Here is a 25,149-nt window from a genome sequence, read left to right on the forward strand (position 1 = left end):
CATAAATTAGTACAAGTCAAATATGAAAAAAATCGGAAATTTGTTATTGGTCTCCATTTTTGCTGGCGCCATAACCTTGGGAGCATATAAGTTCTTTTTTGAAAACTCAAAATACGCGATCATCGATTCGCAAAACAACGGAACTGTTTTCAATACCAGTACTACCCCAACCTCTGCGAAGGGCTCAGGAATTAACGAAATTGATTTTACCACAGCAGCTGAAAACACCGTAAATGCAGTGGTTCACGTCAAGAATGTAACTAAGGGTCGTAGTACAAGCAGTCCATGGGATTTTTTTTATGGGTCAGGTGAATCAAGACAAAGAGCACAGGTAGGTTCAGGTTCAGGAGTGATTATTTCTTCGGATGGATATATAGTTACCAACAATCATGTTGTTACGAAGGCGGACAAGCTTCAGGTTACTCTAAACAACAATAAAACCTATGATGCTGAGCTAGTTGGCGCGGATCCAAATACAGATATTGCTTTACTTAAGATTGAAACTGAAGGCAAACTGCCTTACTTGGCTTTCGGAGATTCTGACAATACCAAAATTGGGGAGTGGGTTCTCGCAGTTGGAAATCCTTTTAATTTAACTTCTACAGTAACAGCAGGAATTGTTAGTGCCAAAGCACGTGATTTAGGTAGAAACCAATCATTTATTCAAACAGATGCTGCAGTAAACCCCGGAAACAGTGGCGGTGCACTAGTAAATACCAATGGGGATTTAGTAGGCATAAATACTGCCATTAGTTCGCAAACAGGATCCTATGTGGGATATTCCTTTGCGGTACCGAGTAATATTGCAAGAAAGATTGTTGAGGACATTATGGAGTATGGCTCTATTCAAAAAGGAATTCTGGGTATTAATGCTGTTAACGTAAATACACCTTATGCTGTTGAGAAAGGTCTAAATGAGATACAGGGTGTTTATGTATCGGGTGTGGAAGAAGGTTCTGGAGCTGAAGATGCTGAACTACAAGAAGGAGATATAATCAAAATGGTTGATGAAATTAAGGTGAAAAAGTTTCCCGATCTTACCGGGTATCTTTCTACCAAACGGCCAAATGATACCGTTGATGTGACCATTGAAAGAGATGGTGAACAATTTGTGGTTCCGGTAACTTTGAAAGAGCGACAGACCCTTGTTGTACCTGTAATGGGTCTTGAAGTTCGAAATCTTTCCAAAGAAGACAAGAAAAAATTTGATACAAAAAAAGGCGTCAAAATTGTAGGCGTACCGGAAACCTACAGAGGATATGGATTAGAAGGCAAGGTTTTGCTTTCGGTTGATGATGAAGAAATAGAAAATATTCAAGATGCGAAAAACCTTTTCGGTCAGATTTCTCGTTATGGTAAAACTAGCATTACCATGATTGATAAAAACGGAGAACGAGAAAGACTTATTTTTCAATAGTCTAATGTAGCATTCTTAAAAAACACCCCGATTGGGGTGTTTTTTTTGCGAATAATTGAAGTATTCGTATTTGGAATATATATTTTTGCAAAATTAAACAACAACACCCTTCATGCCTAATTCAAAATCGTACGAAAAAGAGCTGGCTTTTCAAGCCGATAGAAGAAAAGCAACAACCGAATTTATCAAGATTACCAGTGATCTTTGGTATGATAAGTCAATCGAGGTTGTTCTTTTTAAAAATCAGATTATCGATAAAAATGTAAGTGACATTATTCATTTGCATGAATATGCCGGAGAGTTTGTTCAGAAGCCCATTTCGATATTTGATTCTGTAGAGATTTTAAGGGCGATAAATGATATTCCTTTGCCTCCGTCTAAATTGGATATCGGAAAGTTGACTTACGAGTATCATACGGACGAGAATAATTTCAATGATGCTAAGGCCTTTGTATTGACAAAACTTAAGAACGCCAGCGAGTCTGAGGAGATAGTGCCTAGAGATGTAGTTTTATATGGTTTTGGGAGAATTGGAAGATTACTTGCAAGGGAGCTTATGGCAAAAACCGGAAAAGGCAATCAGTTGCGATTGAGAGCCATCGTAACTCGTGGGGAAAGCAATGCTAATATCCTTGAAAAAAGAGCAAACTTATTGAGAACAGATTCAGTTCATGGTAAGTTTATGGGTACCGTTGGTATAGATGCTAAAAAGAGTGCCCTAATTATTAATGGTACAACGGTACACATTATCAATGCGGCGAAACCAGAAGATATTGACTACACAAAATACGGTATTTCGAATGCCCTGGTTATTGATAATTCAGGTGCATTTAGAGATAAAAAGGAGTTAAGCAGACATTTGAAATCCAAAGGCTCTTCGCATGTCTTATTGACCGCGCCAGGAAAAGAAGTACCAAATATCGTACACGGAGTAAATCATACAGAACACGACCCCGATACTACGAAAATATTTTCTGCAGCTTCCTGCACAACAAACGCCATCACTCCCATTTTAAAGGTTGTAGAAGACTCATTAGGAATTAAAAAAGGGCACTTAGAAACAATACATGCCTACACTAATGACCAAAATTTGGTTGATAATATGCATGGAAAATACCGTCGCGGCAGAGCAGCAGCTCTTAATATGGTAATTACGGAAACTGGGGCCGGTCAAGCAGTTGCAAAGGCACTACCAGCTTTAAAAGGAAAACTTACCTCGAATGCCATACGAGTTCCTGTACCCAATGGATCGCTCGCCATTTTAAATTTAGAGATTGAGAGCAAAACATCTCTTGATGGTATAAATACTATTTTGAAGAAATATGCGCTTGAGGGAGATTTAGTAGAGCAGATAAAATATTCGTTAAGCAAAGAGATGGTTTCTTCTGACATTGTCGGCACATCTGCCCCATCAATTTATGACAGCAAGGCAACCATTGTAGAAAAAAACGGGAAAAACATTATTCTTTATATCTGGTATGACAATGAATATGGCTATTCGCATCAAGTAATTCGCTTGGCAAAGTACATCGCCAAAGTAAGGAGGTTTACCTATTATTAGAGCCTATTTTATAAAGAAAAATTATTCTTGATAGTCCCTCCGTACGGGTTCTATCGTATATGTTTTAACAATTTTTTTTCTTAATTAATAATATTGAATTACTTTTGATTTCCCCTTTAACAATTTTAACCTCAAGACTTACATACATGAAAAGTTTTAGAATACTAATCATTATCATATTTACTTTTACGATAGGATCAATGGCGGCCCAGGAAACGGCGACGCAACCTGAGCTATCGCTGGATAAAGGACCTATAACGAACCAGTTCGAATTTATTTACAAAAAGTCTGGAAACTACCGTTCTGAGGGGAAAAAGTATGAGGTGGTCCGCACCATTTCTTTAGATAAACTGCGCCAAAATGTGTTGGACAGTATAAAAGGTTTTAATCAAAGAATTGCTGGACTAAATGCAACGATATCTGAACATGAATCTACGATTTCATCTCTTAATGGAAAACTTGAGGAAACAACTAATAATCTTGTTGGGGTTACTGAAGAAAAAGACAGTATGTCTTTCTTAGGTATTTTAGTTTCGAAAGCAACATACAATACAATTCTCTGGTCTGTGATTTTCGGGCTATTAGGATTGATGTTGTTCTTCATGTATAAATTTAGAAGGAGTAACATCCTCACGCAAGAAGCGAAAACTTCACTCTCTGAAGTTGAAGAAGAATATGAAGATCATAGGCGTAGGGCGCTAGAAAGAGAGCAAAAAATAAGTCGACAGCTGCAAGACGAGATAAACAAATACAAAAAATCAAAATAATTTAAAAAGCTCCTTTTAGGAGCTTTTTTTAGCTTTCAAAATTTATGACAAGCATAGTAGAAATCAATGAAAGTCATATTGAGGACATCACTCCCTTATTTGACCAGTATAGAATCTTTTACAAACAAGAATCTGACGAACGGGCCGCTAGAGACTTTCTTCTAAAACGAATTCAGAATAAAGAATCAATCATTTTACTATGTTATTTCAACAATGAGCCGGTAGGTTTTACGCAATTGTATACCACATTTTCATCAGTGTCACTGCAATCGGTTTTTATCTTGAATGACCTTTATGTTTCTCAAACCCACAGAGGAAAAGGAATTGGAGAAGCTTTATTGGACAACGCAAAACAACTTTGCCGAGAAAAGAAATACAAAGGATTGGCGTTAGAAACAGGAGTTGACAACCCGGCACAGCAACTCTACGAAAAATTGGACTGGAAAAAAGATACGGACTGTTTTCACTACTTTTGGACATCCGAATAATCTTTTAACAAATTCCTTCATGCGAATTGACATTATTACCGTTCTACCGGAATTATTGAGGAGTCCATTTGAAGCATCTATCTTGAAAAGAGCTATTGAAAAAGACTTGGTAGAAGTTCATTTTCATAATATCAGAGATTATACCGATAAAAGTTACAACCAAGTAGATGATTATCAATTTGGCGGTGGCGCCGGTATGGTGTTAATGATTGAACCCATTGACAAATGCATCTCCAAATTGAAAGAGGAACGAGATTATGATGATATTATATATATGACTCCCGATGGGGAAACTTTGAATCAGAAAATAGCCAATGGTATTTCCCTTCAAAAGAACCTAATCATACTATGCGGTCATTACAAGGGTGTAGACCAAAGAGTGCGAGATTTATTTATTACCCGGGAAATTTCGGTAGGAGATTATGTGCTATCAGGTGGTGAGTTAGGCGCGGCAATTTTATGTGATGCTATTATTCGGTTGATTCCAGGGGTTTTGAATAATGAAACATCCGCATTAACAGATACATTTCAAGATAACCTTTTGGCACCACCAGTATATACAAGACCTGCAGAATATAAAGGTATGAAAGTCCCAGAGGTTCTTTTGAGTGGAAATTTTCCAAAAATTGAAGAATGGCGCGAAAATGAGGCTCAAAAAAGGACAGAAAAACTTCGTCCGGATTTATTGGAATAAATTTCAATACTCCAATCCTATTAAAAAATCATCAAAAATCCCTTGTACATTATAATTTATAACTTATTTTTGCACTCGATTTGCTCAACCTCTGACGAGAATCGTGAATGTTGATTGAACTTTATTTAGATACATCAAAACCATGGAATCATTAATCCAGTTTGTAGAAAGCGAATTTGTTGCTAAAAAGGAATTTCCAAAATTCTCGGCGGGAGACACTATAACGGTTTACTACGAAATTAAAGAAGGTGAAAAAACACGTACTCAGTTTTTTAAAGGAGTAGTAATTCAAAGAAGAGGCTCCGGTGCAACCGAGACCTTTACTATCCGTAAAATGTCAGGTACTGTTGGTGTTGAGCGTATTTTTCCTATAAATATGCCTGCACTTCAAAAAATTGAAATAAACAAAAAAGGTAAAGTACGTAGATCACGTATTTACTACTTCAGAGGTCTAACTGGTAAGAAAGCAAGAATCAAAGAAGTCCGTAAGTAATAAACGACTTATTAGATTATAAAAAACCCATCCGCCAGCCGGCAGATGGGTTTTTTCTTTGTCCACAATTGTTCATAACCTATGTTTATACTGTGTTGATTATTAGAATGTTAAAATTTTAGAGACACCAGAAATATTTCTTATATTTATATATGATTAGAGATTGATGTCAGGATTGACATTAAAGGAAAATCATTATAGAGTTTACGTTCTTTATATTGTGATTTAGTAACCGATAAAATACAGTTGTAACTTATGTTACTTTTGAGATTTTAAAAGAAACGAGTATAAAAGCAAAAGGCTGTCGCTTTTTGAATTTTATATGGATGCACTTATTTTCAATAACAAAACTTCGGTGGGGTTGTTGAGAAAGAAAACATTAAAATTGCAAGAAGAAATGAGATGTTATTACTTGGTTTTATAATTGAGAATAGCCCCCATTTCAAAACGTTGAAAAGGCGACGCAGATGCAATCAATGGTTGCCGTTTTGTCTTGCGACAAAACAACACGTTTGTAAGCTTTTTCTAAAAACCCATGTCAATGTACTTGTACAATGATATGGGTTTTGTCATTTCTATTCCTTCTTCCTCTCATTCAAAAAAGATTCGTCGCTTACCTCTTTCTGTAGCCTACAGAAATTGTATCTTTGCCACGCTTAAAATTAAACTAAGAATTCAAATGCCTAAAATTTTATATACAAAGACCGATGAAGCTCCGGCTTTGGCAACAGAGTCTTTCTTACCTATCGTAAAAGCTTTTACAAAGACTTCAGGAATAACTATTGAAACAAAGGATATCTCTTTAGCAACAAGAATTATTTCTACCTTTCCTGATTTTCTAAAGGAAGACCAAAGAGCTACCAATGATTTGATGGAATTGGGCGAAATGGCCAAAAATCCGGATGCTAATATTATCAAACTTCCAAATATAAGTGCTTCAATCCCTCAGTTAAAAGAAGCTATTGAAGAATTACAGGACAAAGGATATGACTTACCTAATTATCCGGATGAACCATCAAACGACACGGAGAAAGAAATTAAGTCCCGCTACGATAAAATTAAAGGTAGTGCTGTAAATCCAGTACTAAGAGAAGGAAACTCTGATAGAAGAGCTCCAAGGGCGATTAAAAACTATGCTAAAAAGAACCCGCATTCGATGGGAGCATGGAGTTCTGATTCCAAAACCCATGTCGCCACAATGGGGTCGGGTGATTTTCGGTCTAATGAAAAATCAATAACACTTGCCAATGGGACTGATGTTCGAATTGAACTAGTTCAAGCTAATGGTGAAACAAGTATATTAAAAGAAAAGGTTTCTCTACTAGAAGGAGAAATTATAGATGCAACTGTCTTGAGTAAAAAAGCTCTTATAGCCTTTTTGAAAGAGCAGGTAGCTGATGCTAGAAATAGTGGCGTCCTTTTTTCATTGCACATGAAGGCTACAATGATGAAGGTTTCCGATCCGATTATTTTTGGTCATGCTATGGAGGCCTATTTTGAAGATGTTTTCGCAAAGCACGGAGCTACTTTGGCCGCAGCAGGAATTAATCCAAATAACGGACTTGAAAATTTACTTGATAAATTGAATGAGCTTCCTGCAGATAAAAAATCTGAAATCGAAGCCGATATTAAAAATGCAATCGCTAATGGTCCTGACTTGGCTATGGTGAATTCCGATAAAGGAATCACCAACTTACACGTTCCAAGTGATATTATCATTGACGCCTCTATGCCAGCAATGATTCGTAATTCTGGCCAAATGTGGAATGCAGAAGGAAAACCCCAAGATACGAAAGCAGTTATTCCAGATAGTAGTTACGCTGGGATTTATACCGCCACTATTGACTTCTGCAAAAAGCATGGGGCTTTTGACCCAACAACTATGGGGACTGTTCCCAATGTAGGTTTGATGGCTCAAAAAGCCGAGGAATATGGGTCTCACGATAAAACCTTTGAAATCGCTTCTAACGGAACAGTAAGAGTTGTCGATGCTTCTGGCAATACACTTATTGAACATTCAGTTGAACAAGGAGATATTTGGAGAATGTGCCAGGTAAAAGATGCTCCTATCAAAGATTGGGTGAAATTAGCTGTTTCAAGAGCGAGAGCATCTCAAACTCCGGCCGTGTTCTGGTTGGCTGAAGATAGAGCGCATGACTCAGAATTAATCAAAAAAGTGAACGCATATTTACCAGAGCATGATACTGCAGGATTGGATATTCGGATCCTATCCCCTATCAAGGCAACTGAATTTACCTTAGAACGTATTAAGGAAGGAAAAGATACCATCTCTGTTTCTGGAAATGTTTTACGTGATTACCTAACGGATTTATTTCCAATTCTAGAAGTAGGTACAAGCGCAAAAATGTTATCGATAGTTCCTTTGATGAATGGTGGTGGATTGTTTGAAACAGGAGCTGGTGGTTCTGCCCCAAAACACGTTGAACAATTTACAGAAGAGGGGCATTTGCGATGGGATTCTTTGGGAGAATTTTTAGCGCTTGGTGTTTCTTTGGAGTTTTTCGGGGAAAAATACAATAATCTAAAGGCAAAAGTTTTAGGAGACGCACTAGATGATGCTACAGAGAAATTCTTACTGAATGATAAATCGCCCTCAAGAAAAGTTAAGGAACTAGACACACGAGGGAGCCATTTTTATTTGGCGCTGTATTGGGCTGAGTCCCTGGCATCACAAGATATTGACTTAGAGCTAAAAGCAGTTTTTGGTAAAATTTCCGAAGAAATGAAACTTAAGGAAAGTGAAATTGCTGCAGAGTTGATAGAAGCTCAAGGACAATCTCAAGAATTAGGAGGTTATTATAAACCTGATGCTGAGAAGGCTGCCAAAGCCATGCGTCCTAGCAAAACTTTAAACGCTGTTCTTAATAGCTTATAAACAGTACATATAGATTATATCAAAGCCCTTTGTGTAAAATACAAAGGGCTTTCTTGTTAAAATAATTGTTAATGCTTTCCTAGCGGGGTGTTTTCTGTTTATTTTTATAAAAAATTGCCTGAATGACCAAGCACATTGGAATCCTCTTGTTTTTACTGTTTTTTAGTTTTTCCAACTTCTGTTTTGCACAACAAAAATATACACTAAGCGGAACTATTTCCGAAGCGGCTAGTAATGAGACTTTAATTGGTGTGACCATTGCAGTGCCTGAATTGCAGACTGGAGTTACCACTAATGAATATGGGTTTTATTCAATCACTCTACCTGAAGGAGAATATCAAATCTTGGTTAACTACCTAGGTTTTAAAGATGTAGTCCAAACCATTTCACTCACTCAAAACCAAAAAATTAATTTCCAACTTGTTGAGGCCGCAGAACAATTGGATGAGGTAATAGTTACCGAAGATGTGGAGAAAATGGATATTCGCACGCCTCAAATGAGCGTGAATACAATGTCCGTCGAGACTATCAAGAAAATACCTGTTATTCTTGGAGAAGCCGACGTTATTAAATCCATTCTACTACTTCCCGGAGTTACCAATGCTGGAGAAGGCGCTTCAGGGTTTAATGTTCGTGGAGGTGCGGTAGATCAAAACCTTATTCTATTGGATGAGGCTATTATTTTTAACTCTTCCCATTTATTTGGCTTCTTCTCGGTTTTCAATCCTGATGCGATTAAGGACATTAAATTATACAAAGGTGGAATTCCCGCTCGCTATGGTGGAAGAGTCTCATCAGTGCTCGATATTTTCCAAAAGGAAGGGAATAGCAAGGAATTAAAGGTGAACGGAGGAATTGGCGCAGTAGCCAGTAGATTATTAGTTGAAGGCCCTATTGTAAAAGACAAAGCAGCATTTTTGGTTGGAGGAAGAGGTTCATATGCGCATCTATTTCTTCCATTATTTAATCAAGATAATACGGCATATTTCTACGATTTAAATACAAAACTGAATTACAACATTAACGACAAAAACAGCATTTACCTTTCGGGATATTTCGGCAGGGATGTCTTCGGAATTAATGACAGTTTCGTCAATACCTATGGGAATTCCGTAGGTAACTTTCGTTGGAATCATTTATTCTCCGATAAACTATTTTCAAACCTCTCTTTAATTTATTCCGATTACTACTACGGACTGAAGTTAGATTTTGTTGGTTTTGATTGGAATTCAGGCATTCAGAATTTCAATGTAAAATATGACCTGAAACATTATCTAAATGATAAACTGCAAGTGAATTATGGTTTGAACAATATTTATTATGCATTTAATCCTGGGAAAATTGCTCCAAGTAATGCCGAATCTGGCATTGTTGAAGACCAACTCACGAAAAAGTATGCAAATGAATTTGCTGCATATATTGATGTTGAACATGATATCACCAAAAATCTTAGTCTGGGATATGGCGTCAGGTTCAGCAACTTCATTCGTTTAGGGCAAGATGAACTAAACGTCTATGAAAATGATAACCCTGTACTTTTCGACCCTTTTCTTTTGGTGTATCAAGAGGCAGAGCCAATAGAAACTGTCAATACAAGAGGGGGCGGGAATTTGGCAACATTTAACAATTTTGAACCAAGAGTATCACTTTCCTATACTTTAAATAACAACAGCTCTGTAAAAGCAAGTTATACAAGACTCGCGCAGTATCTGCATCTACTTTCCAATACCAGCTCCCCCACTCCTTTGGATGTATGGACGCCTAGCGGCCCTTTCACCAAGCCGCAACTTTTAGACCAGTACGCGCTTGGGTTCTTTAAGAATATAAAAGATGGTGACTATTCTTTGGAAACCGAGGTGTTTTACAAAGACATCCAAAACAGAATCGATTATATTGACGGTGCCAATTTAATAGCGAATGATGCTATTGAGACCGTTATTCTAAATGGAGAAGCTAGGGCTTATGGATTGGAGTTTCTTTTAAGAAAGAACGAAGGTAAATTTCAGGGATGGCTTGCCTATACCCTTTCAAAATCGGAACAGCGCACACCGGGAAGAGTATCAAGTATAGACAATGGAAGATCTAATCTAGAAACGGGAATCAACTTTGGTAATTGGTACAGCACCCCGTATGACAAGACCCATGATATTTCACTTTTTGCAAGTTATGACCTAAATGAAAAATGGAACTTCAATTCAAATTTTGTTTATCAAACGGGGCAACCGACCAACTATCCCGTAGGTCAGTTTGAGTTTCAAGGCTTAACTGTTCCTTATTATGGGTTAAGAAATACAGAACGACTTCCCGATTATCATCGAATTGACATATCTGCGACACTCACACCACGAAAAAATAAGAATCGTAAGTTGCAGGCAGAATGGGTATTTAGTGTTTACAATTTATACTCGCGTAGAAATGCGGCTTCCATCAACTTTAGAAGAAATGTAGATACGGGAGTTAACGAAGCAGTTCGAACTTCTATTTTCGGAATTGTACCAGCGGTCACATATAACTTTAAATTTTAGTAAGATGAAGAAAGTTTTTAGCTTGGTGTTCGTGATACTATTCTTTACTGGGTGTGAAGATGTTATAGAAGTGGATGTACCACAAACTCCCCCGCGCCTTGCTATTGATGCCTTGATTCGGCTTGATGCAAGTAAGGCAATAACAACAGTAGAGATAAAAGCAAATCTAACAAGTTCATTTTTTGGGGATATAACTCCTGCTGAACTCACCAATATTTCAATCATAAATCCAGATTATGTGCCTACATCTCCTCTTGACAGCCAGGCACTTCCGCTAAATGAATTAATCCCTGGAGTTTACCAAGCATCAAAAAGCACTATTTTCTTTACCGAAGGAGAATTGCAACTGGCCATTCAACACGATGGCCAACGTTATTTGGCTTTGACAAGATTTGTACCTTCCTCACCGATAATTAGCTTAGAACAAGGTGATGGAACTTTATTTGCCGGTAATGAAACGGAAGTGGAGGTAGCCTTTACAGATAATCCGGATCGAGAAGATTTTTATCTGGTTGACTTAGATTTTGGTGACTATTTGGTAACAGAAGATGAATTCTACAACGGTCAAACTTTTAGATTTTCTTATTTTTACGATGAAGGTGTTGAACCTGGCAGAGAAATAAATATAAGTCTTTTAGGGGTTGATGAACCTTTTTATAACTATATGAATCAACTTATAGTCCAGTCAGGCGGAGATCAAGGTCCTTTTCAGACTCCTTCCGCGACAGTACGCGGAAATATTATTAATATCACAAACATTGATAATGTAAACTCATTTGACAATGTTGAAGATTCAGATAATTTTGCTTTGGGATACTTTGCAGTTTGTCAAACGTTTACAGACACTATTATTATAGAGTAAGGTCTATTTCTTCAAAAATGATTGGATAACTTTTTCAATAAGAAGCCCTGCATTTTCCATATTATAATTTAAAGGCTTTGAAGTATCCTGGATTTCCAAGACAGTAAGATTTTCAAATTTCAGAACCTCTTTTTTATCTAAATCCAATTGACCACATAAAGCGACTACAGGTACATCAAAACGATTTCCTAATTCAACAACGCCTTTTATGAGTTTACCATACAGCGTTTGGCTATCGATTTTCCCTTCTCCCGTAATGATATAATCGAATTCATTTTGCCTTAATATCTCTTCCACTTTTGATATCCCTAAAACAAAATCAATTCCTGAAATAAATTCAGCATCACAAAATATTTTGAGTCCATACGCTGTTCCTCCCGCTGCTCCTGAACCTGAGAGCATCGCATCATCTTTTTTCGTCTGTAGCTGAACTAAATTAGCGAAGTCTTGCATACCAAAGTCAAGTTGTTCAATTTCTTCAGGACTTCCTCCTTTTTGTTTTCCATAGATATGCGCTGCCCCTTCAGGTCCGTATAAAGGATTATCTACATCATTAATGGCAAAAAATGACACCCCTTTTAAGGATATACTATTGCTGCTTTTATGAATAGAATTTATTTTTGAAAGATTAGCTCCGTTTGGAGCTAACTGATTTCCATTGTTATCTAAAAAGTAGTACCCTAAGGCTTCAGCTATACCTAAACCGACATCGTTTGTTGCGCTACCTCCTATTCCTAAATAAATTGAAGTACTTCCTTTTAGAATAGCATCTTTGATTAACAATCCTGTTCCGAATGTGGAAGTTTTCATTACATTTCTTTCTCCTTCATTCAGTAGTGCTAAGCCTGATGTTTTTGCAAGTTCAATGTATGCTGAATTGTTTTTAGGGTTGTATAAGTATTCCGTTTTAATATCACGTCCAAGGGAATCAACCGTATCAACTTCAATCGCATCACAATTGACATTTGCCAAAATCGTATCTAAAAACCCATCACCTCCATCGGAAGCTCGAACAGAATGCACAATAGCATCAGGAAAAACTGAATTTATTCCCCTACGCATTGATTCTATAACTTCACGGGCTGTTAAAGAGCCTTTGAACTTATCTGGAATCAATAGTATTTTCATATGATTTGTTTGCTGCTATTTCTTAGTTTTAAATATACGGTTAAATGCCTACTTTTAAGCACAACATAGAATCTAAATGAAAACGGATAAGAATTTACTAATCAAGGGGTTAAAGTTCATTGCCTATACCATCGCCTTGATGTTCGCTGCCCCAATAGTACTTTACCAAGCTTTTAAAAATGAAGGGCACCCATTCTTTTGGCCCGTTCTTATTGTTGGATTTATTCTTGCCATTTTAGCTATAGGAATGGGTTTTTATAGTATAAAAGTAATTATGGATTCGCTTTTCAAAAAGAGTAGCAAATAACCTCGGGACGGGCCCGCAAGGCATTAAAAGTAAAATTAAGATTGATTTCGACGCAAGCGTCGGAACATTTTAAATCTCGATTATCAAGTAAACAGAAGTAACTATTTCTGTTTTTTCTTACCAGCGTTACCCCACTTATCATTTAAGGTAGCATAGTCATAATCTAGAACCGATTTCTGCCGCACTAGTCGTTCGGCTGTAAAAGCACGTTGCAGAATATCTTCAATCAAATAATCTTCATGAACTTCTTTGGGGTTGAATTCTTCTTTAAGACTTATTTTAAACAACTTAGCAGTTGTGCTATACCAAAAAGCTCGCCAACCGCTTCTTAGCTCTTTTACCAAATCAAAAGCAGTCGTACCGGTTTGTCGGTGAATCAGCTTTACCAAGATTTGTCCTTCTGTCCGCGTCAATTTTTTCAGTTCTTCTGAAAATTCGTCCTCAATATATTTCTGGATTTTCTTGGTATACTTTTTCCGTTTGGACTTTCTTTTGATTTTTACAATACTATCATTAAGTTCCACCAAACGCTCAGCAGCCAGCTTGGCATACGGATATACTTTTAAGGTCTTCCTACGCAAAATATAGTACCGTAACTTGGTTTTATAATCCGGAAACTTCAATTTTCCAAAAAGATATACTTCATCAAGGTCAATAGAGCTTCTAAAAATAGAATCCCCCTCAACAATAATCATCTTCTCGGCAATAGAGTCTAAAGGCTTCTCCTCTACTTGACTCCATCCGAAGAAAACGAATGATACGCATATACCAAAAAGTATCTTTTTTTTCATGTACCCTATTATGAGCAAAAGCCCTGCCAAAATTAACGATAAATACAAAGGCTTATTATTAAATAAGTGTGAATATTGTTAACTTCGTCTACTAAACCTTTATAAATGGCAAGCAAAAAGATTCTTACCAAAAAGTCACTTGATTTTTTTGAAAAATACCTTAATAATGCAGCCCCAACAGGCTATGAATGGGAAGGACAGAAATTATGGATGGACTACCTTAAACCATATGTAGATACTTTTATCACAGATACCTATGGTTCTGCAGTGGGAGTAATAAATCCAGATGCGAAATATAAAGTCGTTATCGAAGGACACTCTGATGAAATTTCGTGGTACGTAAATTACATTACTGACAATGGGCTACTTTATGTAATTCGAAATGGAGGTAGTGACCATCAAATTGCGCCTTCAAAATGGGTAAATATTCACACAAAGAAAGGTTTCGTGAAAGGTGTATTTGGTTGGCCAGCCATCCACACTAGAAAAGGTGCCAGTGAAAAACCGCCTAAACTTGATAATATATTTGTCGACATTGGCGCAAAAGACAAGGAAGAAGTTGAAAAAATGGGAGTCCATGTTGGTTGTGTAATTACATATCCCGATGAGTTTCAAATATTAAACAAAAATAAGTTCGTTTGCCGAGCAATTGATAACAGAGCTGGTGGATTCATGATTGCTGAAGTAGCTCGCCTTTTGCATGAAAATAAAAAGAAATTGCCTTTCGGACTGTACATCACCAATGCTGTTCAAGAAGAAATCGGACTTCGTGGCGCTGAGATGATTACGCAAACCATTAAACCCGATGTAGCCATCGTAACTGATGTATGTCACGATACTACGACACCAATGATTGAAAAGAAAACTCAAGGTCATACTGAAATTGGTGCAGGACCAGTTATATCATACGCCCCAGCTGTTCAAAATAAACTTAGAGAGCGAATTATTGAAACTGCTGAGGCGAAGAAAATTCCGTTCCAACGTATGGCCGCCTCTCGTTCTACAGGGACAGATACCGATGCCTTTGCCTATAGCAACGGAGGTGTAGCATCCGCTTTGATTTCATTACCATTGCGTTATATGCACACTACAGTAGAAACTGTACATCGAGATGATGTAGAAAATGTGATTCGATTGATTTATGAAACACTTCTCAATATAAAGGATGGTGAGACATTCAGTTATTTCGACTAAATATTAAGCCTCCTTATTAGGGAGGCTTTTTTGTCTTATGGATGAACTTATTGACATACTTGATTCGGAAGGGAATGCTACAGGAAAAACAGCGATGAAATCAGAAGCTCATCAAATGGGGTGGTTTCACGAAACCGTTCATATTTGGTTCTATACTTCGGATGGAAGGGTACTACTTCAACAAAGAGGAAAAGGAAAAGACACTCATCCTTTACTTTGGGATGTCTCAGTTGCGGGTCATATCAGAGCTGGAGAAACAATGGAACTTTCTGCGCTTCGGGAAGTTGAGGAAGAAATTGGATTATCTATTTCTGAAAAGGAACTTGAAAAAATCGGAGTTTATAAATCTGTACAAAAGCATCGAGAAGATTTAGTGGATTGTGAGTTCCATCATGCTTTTTTATGTGAATTAAAAATTCCTTTAGAGCATCTTAGAAAACAGGAAAGTGAAGTTGAGGCTTTGAAACTGATTTCGCTGCTTCAATTTTCTGAGGAAACTTGGGGTATGGCAAATCTCAAAAAGTATGTTCCGCACGAAGTTTCGTATTACACCGAAATAATCAAAGCGATAAAGGAAAGATTATAATTTGGCTATAAAATCATCAATGGCATCAAAATTGTAAGTCTCTTGTTCTCCATTCGCCATATTCTTCACGACAAAGGTTTTATCCTTTAATTCCTGAGCACCAAGTAAAATTACATGAGGTACATTGCGACTATTAGCAAACTTCATTTGCTTCTGCATTTTGGCGTCTGAGGGGTAAATATCAGCTCTTACTCCGGCAGATCGCAATTGAGTTGTCAAACGCAAAGCCGCCAAAGCTTCTTGCTCTCCAAAATTCACACAAAGAACATCCAATGATTGCTCAATAGCCTTAGGAAACAAACCAAGTTCTTCTAACACCAAATAAATGCGGTCGAGTCCGAATGAAATACCGACTCCACTTACATTTTTCAAACCAAAAATTCCAGTTAGGTCATCATAACGGCCACCGCCACCAATAGAACCCATCTGCACGCCTTCTGGTGCTGATACCTCGAAAATGGCACCTGTATAGTAATTTAAACCCCTTGCAAGAGTAACATCAATGGAAAGATTTGCCGATTGCAGTCCAATATCTTCAATAAATTCAAGGATAAATCGAAGCTCTTCAACCCCTTTGGTTCCTATTTCAGAAGAGGATAACAAATATTGGAGTTTGTCAAGCTGCTCTGTATTACTTCCATTTAAAGAAAACAAGGGACTTGCCTTTTCGATAGCTGTTTCGGAGATTCCTTTTTCAAGCATTTCCTTTTTGACGCCCTCTTCACCTATTTTATCAAGTTTATCAAGTGCGACAGTGAAATTGATTAGGTTGTTTCCTGCTCCAATAACTTCGGCTATTCCGGCCAGTATTTTTCTATTATTAAGTTTGATTTTGACACCTTTCAATTCTAACTCCGTGAAAACGGAATCATATAATTGCACCAGTTCTACTTCTTGTAACAACGAATCCGAACCTACAACATCAGCATCACATTGGTAAAACTCTCTGAAACGTCCTTTTTGTGGACGGTCGGCACGCCAAACCGGTTGAATTTGATAGCGCTTAAAAGGGAAATCAATCTCATTCTGATGTTGAACCACATAACGCGCAAAAGGTACGGTTAAATCGTAGCGTAGTGCTTTTTCAGAAATTTTAGGAGTGAGTGAGCTTGAATTTTTGGAACTATAGGTAAAATCATCAACCTTGCTAATAAAATCACCAGAATTCAATATTTTAAAAATCAAACGGTCTCCTTCATCACCGTATTTGCCCATTAAGGTATCTGAATTCTCAAAAGAAGGCGTCTCAATGGGTTGAAATCCGAAAGTTCGGAAATGCTTCTTGACGATATCAAAAATATAGTTTCGTTTACTAACTTCTGAAGGAGAAAAGTCCCTAGTCCCTTTGGGAATGGATGGTTTTTGTGCCATTTGGTGTTTTAGTTCTTCTACGAATATTCCATCGGCTACGCTTAGGAAACTATTCATGTAATAATAACAAATATAATTGTTTGATTGCGCTTTACAATGTAAGCCTAAAGTAAAGTCGGCTAACCTTATTTCACCTCAATCATGGTTTCAAACCATTTGTATAAATCACCTTTGGTAATTACGGCGCCTTGTTCTATTAATTTGAACTTATCGAAATTCTCTTCGATATAAGCTTTAGAAGCTGTAAGATATTCCACAAAATCAGATTGCCAGTTTTTCTTGAACCAATTGAAACCAACTATAGTGGTTAAATCAATTTCAGGATTCATTACTTTGACCGAAATCAATTTCATTTCCTTTTCAGCGCAATGAAATAGGTGCATGTGTTGTGCGGAAACATTTTCTAAATAATTGACCTTAGTCAATACACCTTCCCAAATTAAATCGCTAAAAACATCTACTTCATCTTCGGCAACCTCAGGTTTATCATCTTTAAGCTTTTTCCATTCTTCACCTGTGATGGACTGAGTTGATAAAAAGTTTACAAACTCAGGTTTAAGCTCTTCTAACTGTTGTTTTGTAAGTCGTCTGTATTTCAAAACTATACTTTATTAATTCTTTTAAATAAAAAAACCGCTCCCTTTGACTAGCTCAGAGAACGGTGATTTCTATATACTATTAAATTTACTTTTTCTCAGCAACTACTTCGAAAGGAAATTCAACTATAACATCTCTATGCAAACGTATTTGCGCATTTGCAGTTCCTGTTCTTTTAACGGTTCCACCATTAATGCTGATAAACTTCTTATCAATCTCATGACCATCTTTTGCCAAAGCTGCAGCCAAGTCAATAGTAGTTACGGATCCAAATAATTTATCTCCAGCTCCAGTTTTGGCTGGAATTTTAATCTCTAAGCTTTTCAAAGCCTCAGCAGTTTTATTAGCTGCATCAACAACTTTTTTCTCCTTATGGGCTTTTTGCTTCAAATTTTCGGCCAAAACCTTCTTTGCAGAAGGAGTTGCCATAGAGGCAAGACCTTGAGGAATTAAAAAATTTCTTCCGTAGCCGTTCTTAACGTTCACCAAATCGTCTTTAAACCCTAGGTTTTCAACGTCCGCTTTTAATATAAGTTCCATGGTTTCGTCTCTTTTATTTTAATAAATCACCTACGTAAGGCATTAATGCAATATGACGTGCACGCTTAACAGCCTGAGCCACTTTTCTTTGGTATTTCAAAGAAGTACCAGTTAGCCTTCTTGGAAGTAATTTACCTTGATCGTTTACCAACATCATTAAGAAGTCCGCATCTTTGTAATCAATATATTTGATACCGTTCTTCTTGAAACGACAATATTTCTTTTTTGTATTGGTTTCGATGTTTAACGGAGTTAAATATCTGATTTCTCCGTCTTTTTTACCTTTTGCTTGTTGTTCTATTGATGCCATAGTACTTACGCTTTAGCTGTTTTTAACCTTGATCTTCTGACTTCTGCCCACGCTACAGCGTGTTTATCTAATTTTACCGTGAGAAAACGCATAACACGTTCATCTCGGCCGAATTCTTGCTCGTAAGGAGTAAGAATTTCGCCTGGTGCAGTAAATTCGAACAAATGGTAAAAACCACTCTTTTTGTGTTGTATGGCATAGGCTAATTTCTTTAGCCCCCAATTCTCTTTGGCTACCATTTTGGCGCCATTCTTAATTAAGAAATCTTCAAATTTCTTAACTGTTTCCGCAATCTGAGTATCAGAAAGCACGGGATTCAAAATGAAAACAGTTTCGTAATGATTCATATTTATATTTGTTTAAAGGAGTGCAAAAATAAGAATATTTACTACATGCCACAAGAAAACGCAAAAATCTTCGTTATAACAAGGTAACAGTAAAATCGAACTTAACCCAAATCTTAACCTATGGTCATTTACAATCTACACAGGAAACCTTGTATTGTGAACAACTTTTGTTGCTCTTCAACTGGTTTTTTTAGTAATTTGTCGATGATTTAACCCCACAAATCAACCCATTTATGAAATTACGAAGTATTATCGTAGACGATTCATCTATGCAGCGGATGGCAGTGGCCAAGTTGGTCAACAACCACCCGAATTTAGCTATGGTGGCCGAATACAGCAACGCGATCGAGGCAAAAAATGGTATTAAAAACAACGAAATCGATTTAATCTTTTTAGATGTTGAGATGCCTATCATCAACGGATTTGACCTACTCGAATCCCTAGAGAATAGCCCTCAGGTAATTTTGATTACCGGAAAACCCGATTATGCACTTAAAGCATTTGATTACGACGTAACAGATTATTTACACAAGCCTATTACAATGGCTCGTTTTGATGCATCTGTTAGACGTGCTGTAGCCAAATACGAACAGGCAAATCGTGTACATGAAGACGAAGAACATATCTTCGTGAAGAGTAACCTAAAGAAAAGAAAGGTTATCTTAAACGATATTAAGTGGATAGAGGCTCTTGGAGACTATATCAAATTAGTTACTGATGAAGCCAATATCGTAATTTTATCAACAATGAAGTCTTTCGAAAAGCAATTGCCGGAAGACAAGTTTTTAAGAATTCACAAATCCTACATTGTGAACCTTGAAAAAGTTGAGAAATTCAATAGTAAAAATGTTGAAGTTAGTGGAAGGTCAATTCCATTAAGTAGAAACAAAAAGACCGAATTGGCAGAAGCGCTAAGTAACGTCTAAGTTTCAACGATACAATTTCATAAAGAAAACCGATGGTCTTAACGATTATCGGTTTCTTTGCTTTTATATATGGTCTACATTGTAGATTACTCTAACACTTCTGTAAAAGGCGATTGCATTAAACGACTTTTCAATACGCTTGATATTCCGTTTTACTTGTGCAACCGATTGCTCTGAATTGATTTTCACCAAAACATGTTTCAGATATTGATTTCTAATACGGGCTACAGGCGGAAACTCCGGACCTAGAACATTCCCACCAAAAGCGTTTCGCAATCCTTTTGAAAACCACTCTGATGCTTCATTAAGTTTATTATAATCCTTGTGCTTGAAAGTTATTTTTATAATGCGATTTGCTGGTGGATATTTATATTGCTCCCGTTCGTACAATTGCTCTTTGAACATTTCATCATAATCATTCGTAGAAACCTGTTTTAAAATCTGATGATACGGATTATAGCTCTGGATGATGACTTTCCCCCGTTTTTTGGTCCTTCCTGCCCTACCGGCTACTTGAGTCAATAATTGAAAACTTCGTTCGTGCGCGCGATAATCTGGAAAGTTTAGTAGCGAATCAGCGTTCATGATTCCTACTAAGTTGACATTTCTAAAATCCAGTCCTTTGGTGAGCATTTGTGTTCCTACTAAAATATCGAGTTCCTGTTGTTCAAATGAAGTAATGATTCGTTCGTAGCCATGCTTCCCTCTCGTTGTGTCTAAATCCATACGCCCTACTTTTGCTTCGGGAAACAACTCGTGTAGCTCTTGCTCTACTTGTTCCGTTCCAAATCCTTTGGTATCTAAAGTACTACTGCCACAAGCTTGACAACTCTCTTGCAAAGCTATATGATGACTACAGTAATGACAGCGCAATTGCTTTTTATACTGATGATAGGTCAAACTGACATCACAATTAGGACATTGCGGTGAATGTCCACAGGTCTTACATTCTACTATGGGGGCATAACCCCTGCGGTTCTGAAATATAATTACTTGTTCACCAACTTCAAGAGTTTCTGTTATTTCTTCAAGTAAACGCTCTGAAAAATGGCCCTTCATTCGTCGCTTTCTTGATTGCTCTTTGATATCGACAATTTCCATTTCGGGCATTAAAACATTCCCATAGCGCCTAGTAATTTTTGTGTACCCGTACTTTCCAGTTTTCGAATTGTTAAAGGTTTCTAAGCTCGGAGTAGCCGAGCCTAATAGGGTATTTGATTTATGAAGCTTTGCCAAAACAATCGCTGCATCTCGTGCATGATATCTTGGCGCAGGGTCAAACTGTTTGAAAGACCCTTCATGCTCTTCATCTACAATGATTAAACCTAAATTCGAAAAAGGTAAAAATAATGAGGAACGCGCTCCAATTACAATCTGAGCTTTTGGTTTTTGCGCCACTATATTATTCCAGACCTCTACACGTTCTTGAACGTTATATTTGGAATGATATACAGAAACTTTTTCTCCAAAGTACTCTTGTAATCTTCCTATGAGTTGTGTAGTAAGTGCAATTTCTGGAAGCAAATACAAGGCCTGCCTACCTGTCTGAATACAATCTTCAATAAGCTTTACGTATACTTCTGTTTTTCCTGAGGATGTTACTCCTTGTAAAAGTGTTGTTTTATTTTCTTTAAAAGCTTCCTGAATATCTGATAACGCTTTTTCTTGATATTCATTTAGGGATTTCAAATCAGCATTATCAACATTTCCATCATATTCAACGCGGTCTCTTCGGATATGATATTCCTCGAGTATCTCTTTATCAATCAAGGTTTTAATCACGGCTCTTGAGCTACTGCTAGCAGCCTCTAATTCCGAAACTTTAATTGGTTTTTTAGAAGTGGCTTGCAACTGAAACAACGACAGAATAATTTGACTCTGCTTCGGCGCTCTTGTCAAAGATTCTAAAAGTTTTTCTAAGTTTTTTTCGGATTGATAACCTATGCCTAGCTTAACATAACGTACTAATTTCGGCTTGTACTGTTCGTAGATTTCTTCCTTTAATAAAATAACATTCTTTTCAATCAATCGATTTAAAATAGGAAGTACATTTTTCCGGTCAACAATGGCAGCCACTTCATGAACCTTTAGGATGGATTGATGTTGCAGTGCTTCAAAAATCAGGAATTCATCATCCTTTAAATTGCCCTCATCAACTTCTGCTTTTTGGTTTTTTAAAATAAGTGTCTCGCTTTCTAAAAGAAAAGCACTTGGCAGAGCACTCCGAAAGACCTCTCCAACCGTACACATGTAATAATCAGCAATCCATTGCCAATGTAATAACTGGATTTCATTTACAATCGGTCCTTCATCCAAAATTTGATGAATTTCCTTTGCTTCATATACCTCGGGAGCCGTTGTGTGCGAGCTATGAACAAGTGCAGTGTAAATTTTTGATTTCCCAAACGGTACCGCAACCCGCATTCCTGGCTTTAAAAAATTCGCTTGTTCTGAAGTTACTTTATAAGTGAATAGCTTCTCTAAGGGAATAGGTAAAATTACATTGATGAAGTTTTGCATAGTTACTCACCTCCTATCCTTCTGCTCTTACCCAAGTTTGGGTTCTATAAATAAAGGCCAAATAACCCCGTACTTTCAATTCATCGGAATTTTCGGGATTCAGCCAAATCTTAAATCGAAAAGTCATTGCCTGCTCTGGGTCAAAGAGATACTTTCCTTTCCACTCGCCATCATCATTTTTTTCACCTTTCTTGATGATATGCATACCTACCACTGGTTTATCTTTCATATCACCATCGCATTTGATACAAAGTACATCTTCTCTGCCTTCCTCAAGAACTTTTAAAATTTTACCGAACATCATACCGTCCTTCTCATAAATTTCAATTAGGCCTTTTGGCTTGCCAGTTCGGTCATCGATGGTTTTCCATGTTCCGAACACACTTTGCGCGTTCATAAAACTAACCGAAAGAAACAGTACTACCAAAGCAATGTTTTGGGACAACTTTTTCATCTATTCTTTATGTTTTTCCTTAATTGATTTAAAGTGGCATTCAGTTCAAATCCGAGCAGCAATATATTCGAATTTAACCAGATGTAAACCATTAATATCAATAATCCCCCCAAAGCTCCATATAATTCGTTGTAGCGGGCAAATTTTTCCACATAAACTCCAAAAAGATAGGACGTCAATAAAAACAATAAGGCGGTCATCAATGCACCTGCGGAGAAAAATTTAGCCTGTTTGCCTTCCCGCGTTCCAAAATAATAGAGTATTGCAGTAGTGAAATAGGATAGAATTAGAAAAAAGAGTGCTTTTCCAATTTGAACTCCCAGTATTTCTCCCTCTTCTAAAACGTAACCTCCAGTGCGTGCTGCAAACTCCGTCAAATAGCCTAAAACATAGAACTGAAAATAGATAAACGCAACAAATCCAACCAATATTAAAATTGACAATATCAGACCCACCATAAGAGCATACGCGTATTGTTTAAAAAAGTTGCGGGTAAGTTTTACATGATAAGAAGTTTCGAACCCACTAAAGATAGAATTGACTCCATTTGCCATTAAAAAAATGGAAAGAATAAAAGATGAAGATAAAAGTCCGCCTCGTTTTTGATTTCGAATCTGTTGGTAAATTTCCTCAAAATAGTCACCTGTCGCCGTAGGTAAAAAGGATTCTAAAAACATGATAAAATCTTGGTCAAAATTTGCATTACCCAAACTGAAATAAGGGATTATCCAAGGCACGAGAGTGAACATAAAAATTAAAAGCGGAAATAAGGCTAAAAAAAGGCTAAATGCAATTGAACTGGCTCTTGTTGAAACGGCGCCCTCAACAATTCCCAAAATATACATCTCAATAAGGTCATAGGCTGAAAGACCTTCAAATGCAGGCAATTTAATCTTCTTTAGCAGAACAGCCAGCCAATTAATGACAGGTATTTTAGCGATGCGTTCCTCAATCTCTGCAGACATCTAAACTGCTTTAAGGCTCAGGTCCATATTATAAACGGAATGGGTCAGTGCTCCTGAAGAAATATAATCAACACCACATTCAGCGTACTTGCGAATGGTTTTCTCGTTAATGCCTCCTGAGGACTCGGTCAAGCATTTACTATCAATCAAAGCAACAGCTGTTCTTGTATCCTCATAGTTGAAGTTATCAATCAGAATCCGGTAAACACCATCGGACTTTAGAATCTCTTTGATTTCTTCTAAACTTCTAGCTTCCACGATAATTTTTAAGTCTCGACCGGTTTCTTTTAAATAAGACTTGGTTTTGTTAATGGCTTTTGTAATTCCACCCGCGAAATCAATATGATTGTCTTTCAGCATAATCATATCGTAAAGTGCAAAGCGATGGTTTTCTCCTCCCCCAATCTTCACGGCCCATTTTTCGAGAGCTCTTAACCCCGGAGTCGTCTTTCTAGTATCTAGAATTTTGGTATTTGTACCTTCCAGCAAATCAACAAAAGATTTTGTCTTAGTTGCTATGGCACTCATACGCTGCATAGCATTTAAAACCAAACGCTCGGATTTTAGAATACTCTGCGAACTTCCGGTCACGTAAAAAGCGATATCACCATATTTAACTGTAGCCCCATCTTCAATTAAAACTTCAACTTTCATCTTCGGGTCTACATAAGCAAATACTTGTTTGGCAAAATCAATTCCGGCAATAATACCATCATCTTTCACCAGCAACTTTGCTTTACCAGAAGCCGTTTCGGGAATACAGGACAACGAACTATGGTCGCCATCACCTACATCTTCGCGAATGGCATTTGCAATAATTAAATCAACTTCTTTTTGGAATTGTTCTGCTGTAATCATGTATTCATCTTGCTTTCGGCTAATTTAAGAAAAACAAAAGCCAATTAAGAAATTCAATTAACTTTGATAAATGACAATTCGACTTCTAGCTATTGGCAAAACGGATAATAAAGAACTTCAGCAATTAATCGCGGCATATCAGAATAGACTGAAGCACTATATCAAGTTTGAATTAGAAATCATTCCCGATATAAAAAATGCGAAGAACATGTCGGAAGCCCAACAAAAAGAGAAGGAGGGTGAACAAATTCTTAAAAAGTTAAACGCAACTGATGTTCTAGTTTTATTAGATGAGAAAGGGATGCAGTACTCCTCGGTAGATTTTTCAAATTACCTACAAAAAAAAATGAATTCTGGAATCAAGCAATTGGTTTTTGTGATTGGTGGTCCATACGGATTCAGTGATTCCATTTATCAAAAATCACAAGGGAAAATCAGTCTATCCAAAATGACTTTTTCACATCAAATGGTACGATTATTCGTTGTAGAGCAGATATACAGGGCTTTCACTATTTTAAAGAATGAACCTTATCATCATAGATGAATTAAAGT

The 25,149-nt window shown here is 37.0% G+C and carries 25 protein-coding genes; 14 read left to right on the top strand and 11 right to left on the bottom strand.

All coding sequences use genetic code 11. The features are described from left to right. The first annotated feature begins 22 nt into the window (after nt 1–22). The 9 genes from FEE95_RS17165 to FEE95_RS17205 all read left to right on the top strand — a co-directional run bounded on the left by FEE95_RS17165 (nt 23) and on the right by FEE95_RS17205 (nt 11,703). On the top strand, nt 23–1,417 hold the full coding sequence (locus tag FEE95_RS17165) for a trypsin-like peptidase domain-containing protein (protein ID WP_138659254.1): 1,395 nt from the start codon (nt 23–25) through the stop codon (nt 1,415–1,417). 112 nt (nt 1,418–1,529) lie between these two features. Continuing rightward, the gene (locus tag FEE95_RS17170) at nt 1,530–2,978 is read left to right on the top strand and encodes a glyceraldehyde-3-phosphate dehydrogenase (protein WP_138659255.1); all 1,449 of its coding nucleotides are present in this window, start codon (nt 1,530–1,532) and stop codon (nt 2,976–2,978) included. 146 nt (nt 2,979–3,124) lie between these two features. Beyond that, nucleotides 3,125–3,745: a tRNA (guanine-N1)-methyltransferase gene (locus FEE95_RS17175; protein ID WP_138659256.1), complete on the top strand. Its 621-nt coding sequence runs from the start codon at nt 3,125–3,127 to the stop codon at nt 3,743–3,745. Nucleotides 3,746–3,789: 44 nt separating this feature from the next. Then, nucleotides 3,790–4,233, top strand: a complete 444-nt coding sequence (locus FEE95_RS17180) for a GNAT family N-acetyltransferase (RefSeq protein WP_138659257.1) — start codon at nt 3,790–3,792, stop codon at nt 4,231–4,233. Between the two features lie 19 nt (nt 4,234–4,252). Then, nucleotides 4,253–4,927, top strand: a complete 675-nt coding sequence (gene trmD / locus FEE95_RS17185) for a tRNA (guanosine(37)-N1)-methyltransferase TrmD (protein ID WP_138659258.1) — start codon at nt 4,253–4,255, stop codon at nt 4,925–4,927. Nucleotides 4,928–5,069: 142 nt separating this feature from the next. Continuing rightward, on the top strand, nt 5,070–5,420 hold the full coding sequence (rplS, locus tag FEE95_RS17190) for a 50S ribosomal protein L19 (RefSeq protein ID WP_138659259.1): 351 nt from the start codon (nt 5,070–5,072) through the stop codon (nt 5,418–5,420). 679 nt (nt 5,421–6,099) lie between these two features. Beyond that, complete coding sequence (locus FEE95_RS17195) at nt 6,100–8,316, top strand: NADP-dependent isocitrate dehydrogenase (RefSeq protein ID WP_138659260.1); 2,217 nt, start codon at nt 6,100–6,102, stop codon at nt 8,314–8,316. Nucleotides 8,317–8,438: 122 nt separating this feature from the next. After that, nucleotides 8,439–10,841, top strand: coding sequence for a TonB-dependent receptor (locus tag FEE95_RS17200; protein WP_138659261.1), 2,403 nt, complete (start codon nt 8,439–8,441; stop codon nt 10,839–10,841). 4 nt (nt 10,842–10,845) lie between these two features. Continuing rightward, the gene (locus tag FEE95_RS17205; RefSeq protein ID WP_138659262.1) at nt 10,846–11,703 is read left to right on the top strand and encodes a DUF4249 family protein; all 858 of its coding nucleotides are present in this window, start codon (nt 10,846–10,848) and stop codon (nt 11,701–11,703) included. 3 nt (nt 11,704–11,706) lie between these two features. Here FEE95_RS17205 and FEE95_RS17210 read toward each other — a convergent pair whose 3' ends face one another. Beyond that, a complete protein-coding gene (locus tag FEE95_RS17210) occupies nt 11,707–12,831 on the bottom strand; it encodes a glycerate kinase (RefSeq protein WP_138659263.1) in 1,125 nt (374 codons plus the stop codon). A gap of 76 nt (nt 12,832–12,907) precedes the next feature. Here FEE95_RS17210 and FEE95_RS17215 point away from each other — a divergent pair, with 76 nt between their 5' ends. Beyond that, entirely contained in the window at nt 12,908–13,138 is a 231-nt protein-coding gene (locus FEE95_RS17215) for a DUF6095 family protein (protein WP_138659264.1), read from the top strand. 101 nt (nt 13,139–13,239) lie between these two features. On the opposite strand, the gene FEE95_RS17220 is transcribed toward FEE95_RS17215, so the two are convergent. Further along, the gene (locus FEE95_RS17220) at nt 13,240–13,929 is read right to left on the bottom strand and encodes a DUF4294 domain-containing protein (RefSeq protein WP_138659265.1); all 690 of its coding nucleotides are present in this window, start codon (nt 13,927–13,929) and stop codon (nt 13,240–13,242) included. A 105-nt stretch (nt 13,930–14,034) separates the two neighbouring features. On the opposite strand from FEE95_RS17220, the gene FEE95_RS17225 reads away from it, so the two are divergent. Then, nucleotides 14,035–15,123: a M42 family metallopeptidase gene (locus tag FEE95_RS17225; RefSeq protein WP_138659266.1), complete on the top strand. Its 1,089-nt coding sequence runs from the start codon at nt 14,035–14,037 to the stop codon at nt 15,121–15,123. Nucleotides 15,124–15,160: 37 nt separating this feature from the next. Beyond that, a complete protein-coding gene (locus tag FEE95_RS17230; protein WP_138659267.1) occupies nt 15,161–15,709 on the top strand; it encodes an NUDIX hydrolase in 549 nt (182 codons plus the stop codon). On the opposite strand, the gene hisS is transcribed toward FEE95_RS17230, so the two are convergent. From hisS to rpsF, 5 genes are all read right to left on the bottom strand, one after another. After that, nucleotides 15,704–17,080: a histidine--tRNA ligase gene (hisS, locus tag FEE95_RS17235; protein WP_138659568.1), complete on the bottom strand. Its 1,377-nt coding sequence runs from the start codon at nt 17,078–17,080 to the stop codon at nt 15,704–15,706. The two genes, FEE95_RS17230 and hisS, sit on opposite strands and share 6 nt — an antisense overlap. 125 nt (nt 17,081–17,205) lie before the next feature. Continuing rightward, complete coding sequence (locus FEE95_RS17240) at nt 17,206–17,679, bottom strand: DUF6495 family protein (protein WP_138659268.1); 474 nt, start codon at nt 17,677–17,679, stop codon at nt 17,206–17,208. Between the two features lie 85 nt (nt 17,680–17,764). Next, a complete protein-coding gene (gene rplI / locus FEE95_RS17245; RefSeq protein WP_138659269.1) occupies nt 17,765–18,217 on the bottom strand; it encodes a 50S ribosomal protein L9 in 453 nt (150 codons plus the stop codon). A 13-nt stretch (nt 18,218–18,230) separates the two neighbouring features. Further along, the gene (rpsR, locus tag FEE95_RS17250; protein ID WP_138659270.1) at nt 18,231–18,527 is read right to left on the bottom strand and encodes a 30S ribosomal protein S18; all 297 of its coding nucleotides are present in this window, start codon (nt 18,525–18,527) and stop codon (nt 18,231–18,233) included. A gap of 5 nt (nt 18,528–18,532) precedes the next feature. Then, entirely contained in the window at nt 18,533–18,874 is a 342-nt protein-coding gene (gene rpsF, locus FEE95_RS17255) for a 30S ribosomal protein S6 (RefSeq protein ID WP_138659271.1), read from the bottom strand. 233 nt (nt 18,875–19,107) lie between these two features. On the opposite strand from rpsF, the gene FEE95_RS17260 reads away from it, so the two are divergent. Then, nucleotides 19,108–19,800, top strand: coding sequence for a LytR/AlgR family response regulator transcription factor (locus FEE95_RS17260; protein ID WP_138659272.1), 693 nt, complete (start codon nt 19,108–19,110; stop codon nt 19,798–19,800). A gap of 63 nt (nt 19,801–19,863) precedes the next feature. Here the strand turns inward: FEE95_RS17260 and priA are convergent, their stop codons facing one another. Genes priA through nadC form a run of 4 tightly spaced genes read right to left on the bottom strand, consistent with a single transcriptional unit; the run spans nt 19,864 to nt 24,597 of the window. Then, nucleotides 19,864–22,320: a replication restart helicase PriA gene (priA, locus tag FEE95_RS17265; RefSeq protein ID WP_138659273.1), complete on the bottom strand. Its 2,457-nt coding sequence runs from the start codon at nt 22,318–22,320 to the stop codon at nt 19,864–19,866. Between the two features lie 13 nt (nt 22,321–22,333). Next, a complete protein-coding gene (locus FEE95_RS17270) occupies nt 22,334–22,774 on the bottom strand; it encodes a DUF2147 domain-containing protein (protein WP_138659274.1) in 441 nt (146 codons plus the stop codon). Beyond that, on the bottom strand, nt 22,771–23,739 hold the full coding sequence (locus tag FEE95_RS17275; RefSeq protein ID WP_138659275.1) for a YihY/virulence factor BrkB family protein: 969 nt from the start codon (nt 23,737–23,739) through the stop codon (nt 22,771–22,773). Before FEE95_RS17275 ends, FEE95_RS17270 begins: the two co-directional genes overlap by 4 nt. Further along, nucleotides 23,740–24,597, bottom strand: coding sequence for a carboxylating nicotinate-nucleotide diphosphorylase (gene nadC / locus FEE95_RS17280; RefSeq protein WP_138659276.1), 858 nt, complete (start codon nt 24,595–24,597; stop codon nt 23,740–23,742). Nucleotides 24,598–24,667: 70 nt separating this feature from the next. On the opposite strand from nadC, the gene rlmH reads away from it, so the two are divergent. Next, nucleotides 24,668–25,141, top strand: a complete 474-nt coding sequence (gene rlmH / locus FEE95_RS17285; RefSeq protein WP_138659277.1) for a 23S rRNA (pseudouridine(1915)-N(3))-methyltransferase RlmH — start codon at nt 24,668–24,670, stop codon at nt 25,139–25,141. Nucleotides 25,142–25,149 lie beyond the last annotated feature (8 nt).

It is taken from the genome of Maribacter algarum (ex Zhang et al. 2020) (genome assembly GCF_005885635.1).
GTDB lineage: Bacteria > Bacteroidota > Bacteroidia > Flavobacteriales > Flavobacteriaceae > Maribacter_C > Maribacter_C algarum.

Coding starts and splice junctions, on each gene's coding strand:
- FEE95_RS17165 (WP_138659254.1), top strand. CDS start 23: ATGAAAAAAATCGGAAATTTGTTATTGGTCTCCATTTTTGCTGGCGCC.
- FEE95_RS17170 (WP_138659255.1), top strand. CDS start 1,530: ATGCCTAATTCAAAATCGTACGAAAAAGAGCTGGCTTTTCAAGCCGAT.
- FEE95_RS17175 (WP_138659256.1), top strand. CDS start 3,125: ATGAAAAGTTTTAGAATACTAATCATTATCATATTTACTTTTACGATA.
- FEE95_RS17180 (WP_138659257.1), top strand. CDS start 3,790: ATGACAAGCATAGTAGAAATCAATGAAAGTCATATTGAGGACATCACT.
- trmD (WP_138659258.1), top strand. CDS start 4,253: ATGCGAATTGACATTATTACCGTTCTACCGGAATTATTGAGGAGTCCA.
- rplS (WP_138659259.1), top strand. CDS start 5,070: ATGGAATCATTAATCCAGTTTGTAGAAAGCGAATTTGTTGCTAAAAAG.
- FEE95_RS17195 (WP_138659260.1), top strand. CDS start 6,100: ATGCCTAAAATTTTATATACAAAGACCGATGAAGCTCCGGCTTTGGCA.
- FEE95_RS17200 (WP_138659261.1), top strand. CDS start 8,439: ATGACCAAGCACATTGGAATCCTCTTGTTTTTACTGTTTTTTAGTTTT.
- FEE95_RS17205 (WP_138659262.1), top strand. CDS start 10,846: ATGAAGAAAGTTTTTAGCTTGGTGTTCGTGATACTATTCTTTACTGGG.
- FEE95_RS17210 (WP_138659263.1), bottom strand. CDS start 12,831: ATGAAAATACTATTGATTCCAGATAAGTTCAAAGGCTCTTTAACAGCC.
- FEE95_RS17215 (WP_138659264.1), top strand. CDS start 12,908: ATGAAAACGGATAAGAATTTACTAATCAAGGGGTTAAAGTTCATTGCC.
- FEE95_RS17220 (WP_138659265.1), bottom strand. CDS start 13,929: ATGAAAAAAAAGATACTTTTTGGTATATGCGTATCATTCGTTTTCTTC.
- FEE95_RS17225 (WP_138659266.1), top strand. CDS start 14,035: ATGGCAAGCAAAAAGATTCTTACCAAAAAGTCACTTGATTTTTTTGAA.
- FEE95_RS17230 (WP_138659267.1), top strand. CDS start 15,161: ATGGATGAACTTATTGACATACTTGATTCGGAAGGGAATGCTACAGGA.
- hisS (WP_138659568.1), bottom strand. CDS start 17,080: ATGGCACAAAAACCATCCATTCCCAAAGGGACTAGGGACTTTTCTCCT.
- rplI (WP_138659269.1), bottom strand. CDS start 18,217: ATGGAACTTATATTAAAAGCGGACGTTGAAAACCTAGGGTTTAAAGAC.
- rpsR (WP_138659270.1), bottom strand. CDS start 18,527: ATGGCATCAATAGAACAACAAGCAAAAGGTAAAAAAGACGGAGAAATC.
- rpsF (WP_138659271.1), bottom strand. CDS start 18,874: ATGAATCATTACGAAACTGTTTTCATTTTGAATCCCGTGCTTTCTGAT.
- FEE95_RS17260 (WP_138659272.1), top strand. CDS start 19,108: ATGAAATTACGAAGTATTATCGTAGACGATTCATCTATGCAGCGGATG.
- priA (WP_138659273.1), bottom strand. CDS start 22,320: ATGCAAAACTTCATCAATGTAATTTTACCTATTCCCTTAGAGAAGCTA.
- FEE95_RS17270 (WP_138659274.1), bottom strand. CDS start 22,774: ATGAAAAAGTTGTCCCAAAACATTGCTTTGGTAGTACTGTTTCTTTCG.
- FEE95_RS17275 (WP_138659275.1), bottom strand. CDS start 23,739: ATGTCTGCAGAGATTGAGGAACGCATCGCTAAAATACCTGTCATTAAT.
- nadC (WP_138659276.1), bottom strand. CDS start 24,597: ATGATTACAGCAGAACAATTCCAAAAAGAAGTTGATTTAATTATTGCA.
- rlmH (WP_138659277.1), top strand. CDS start 24,668: ATGACAATTCGACTTCTAGCTATTGGCAAAACGGATAATAAAGAACTT.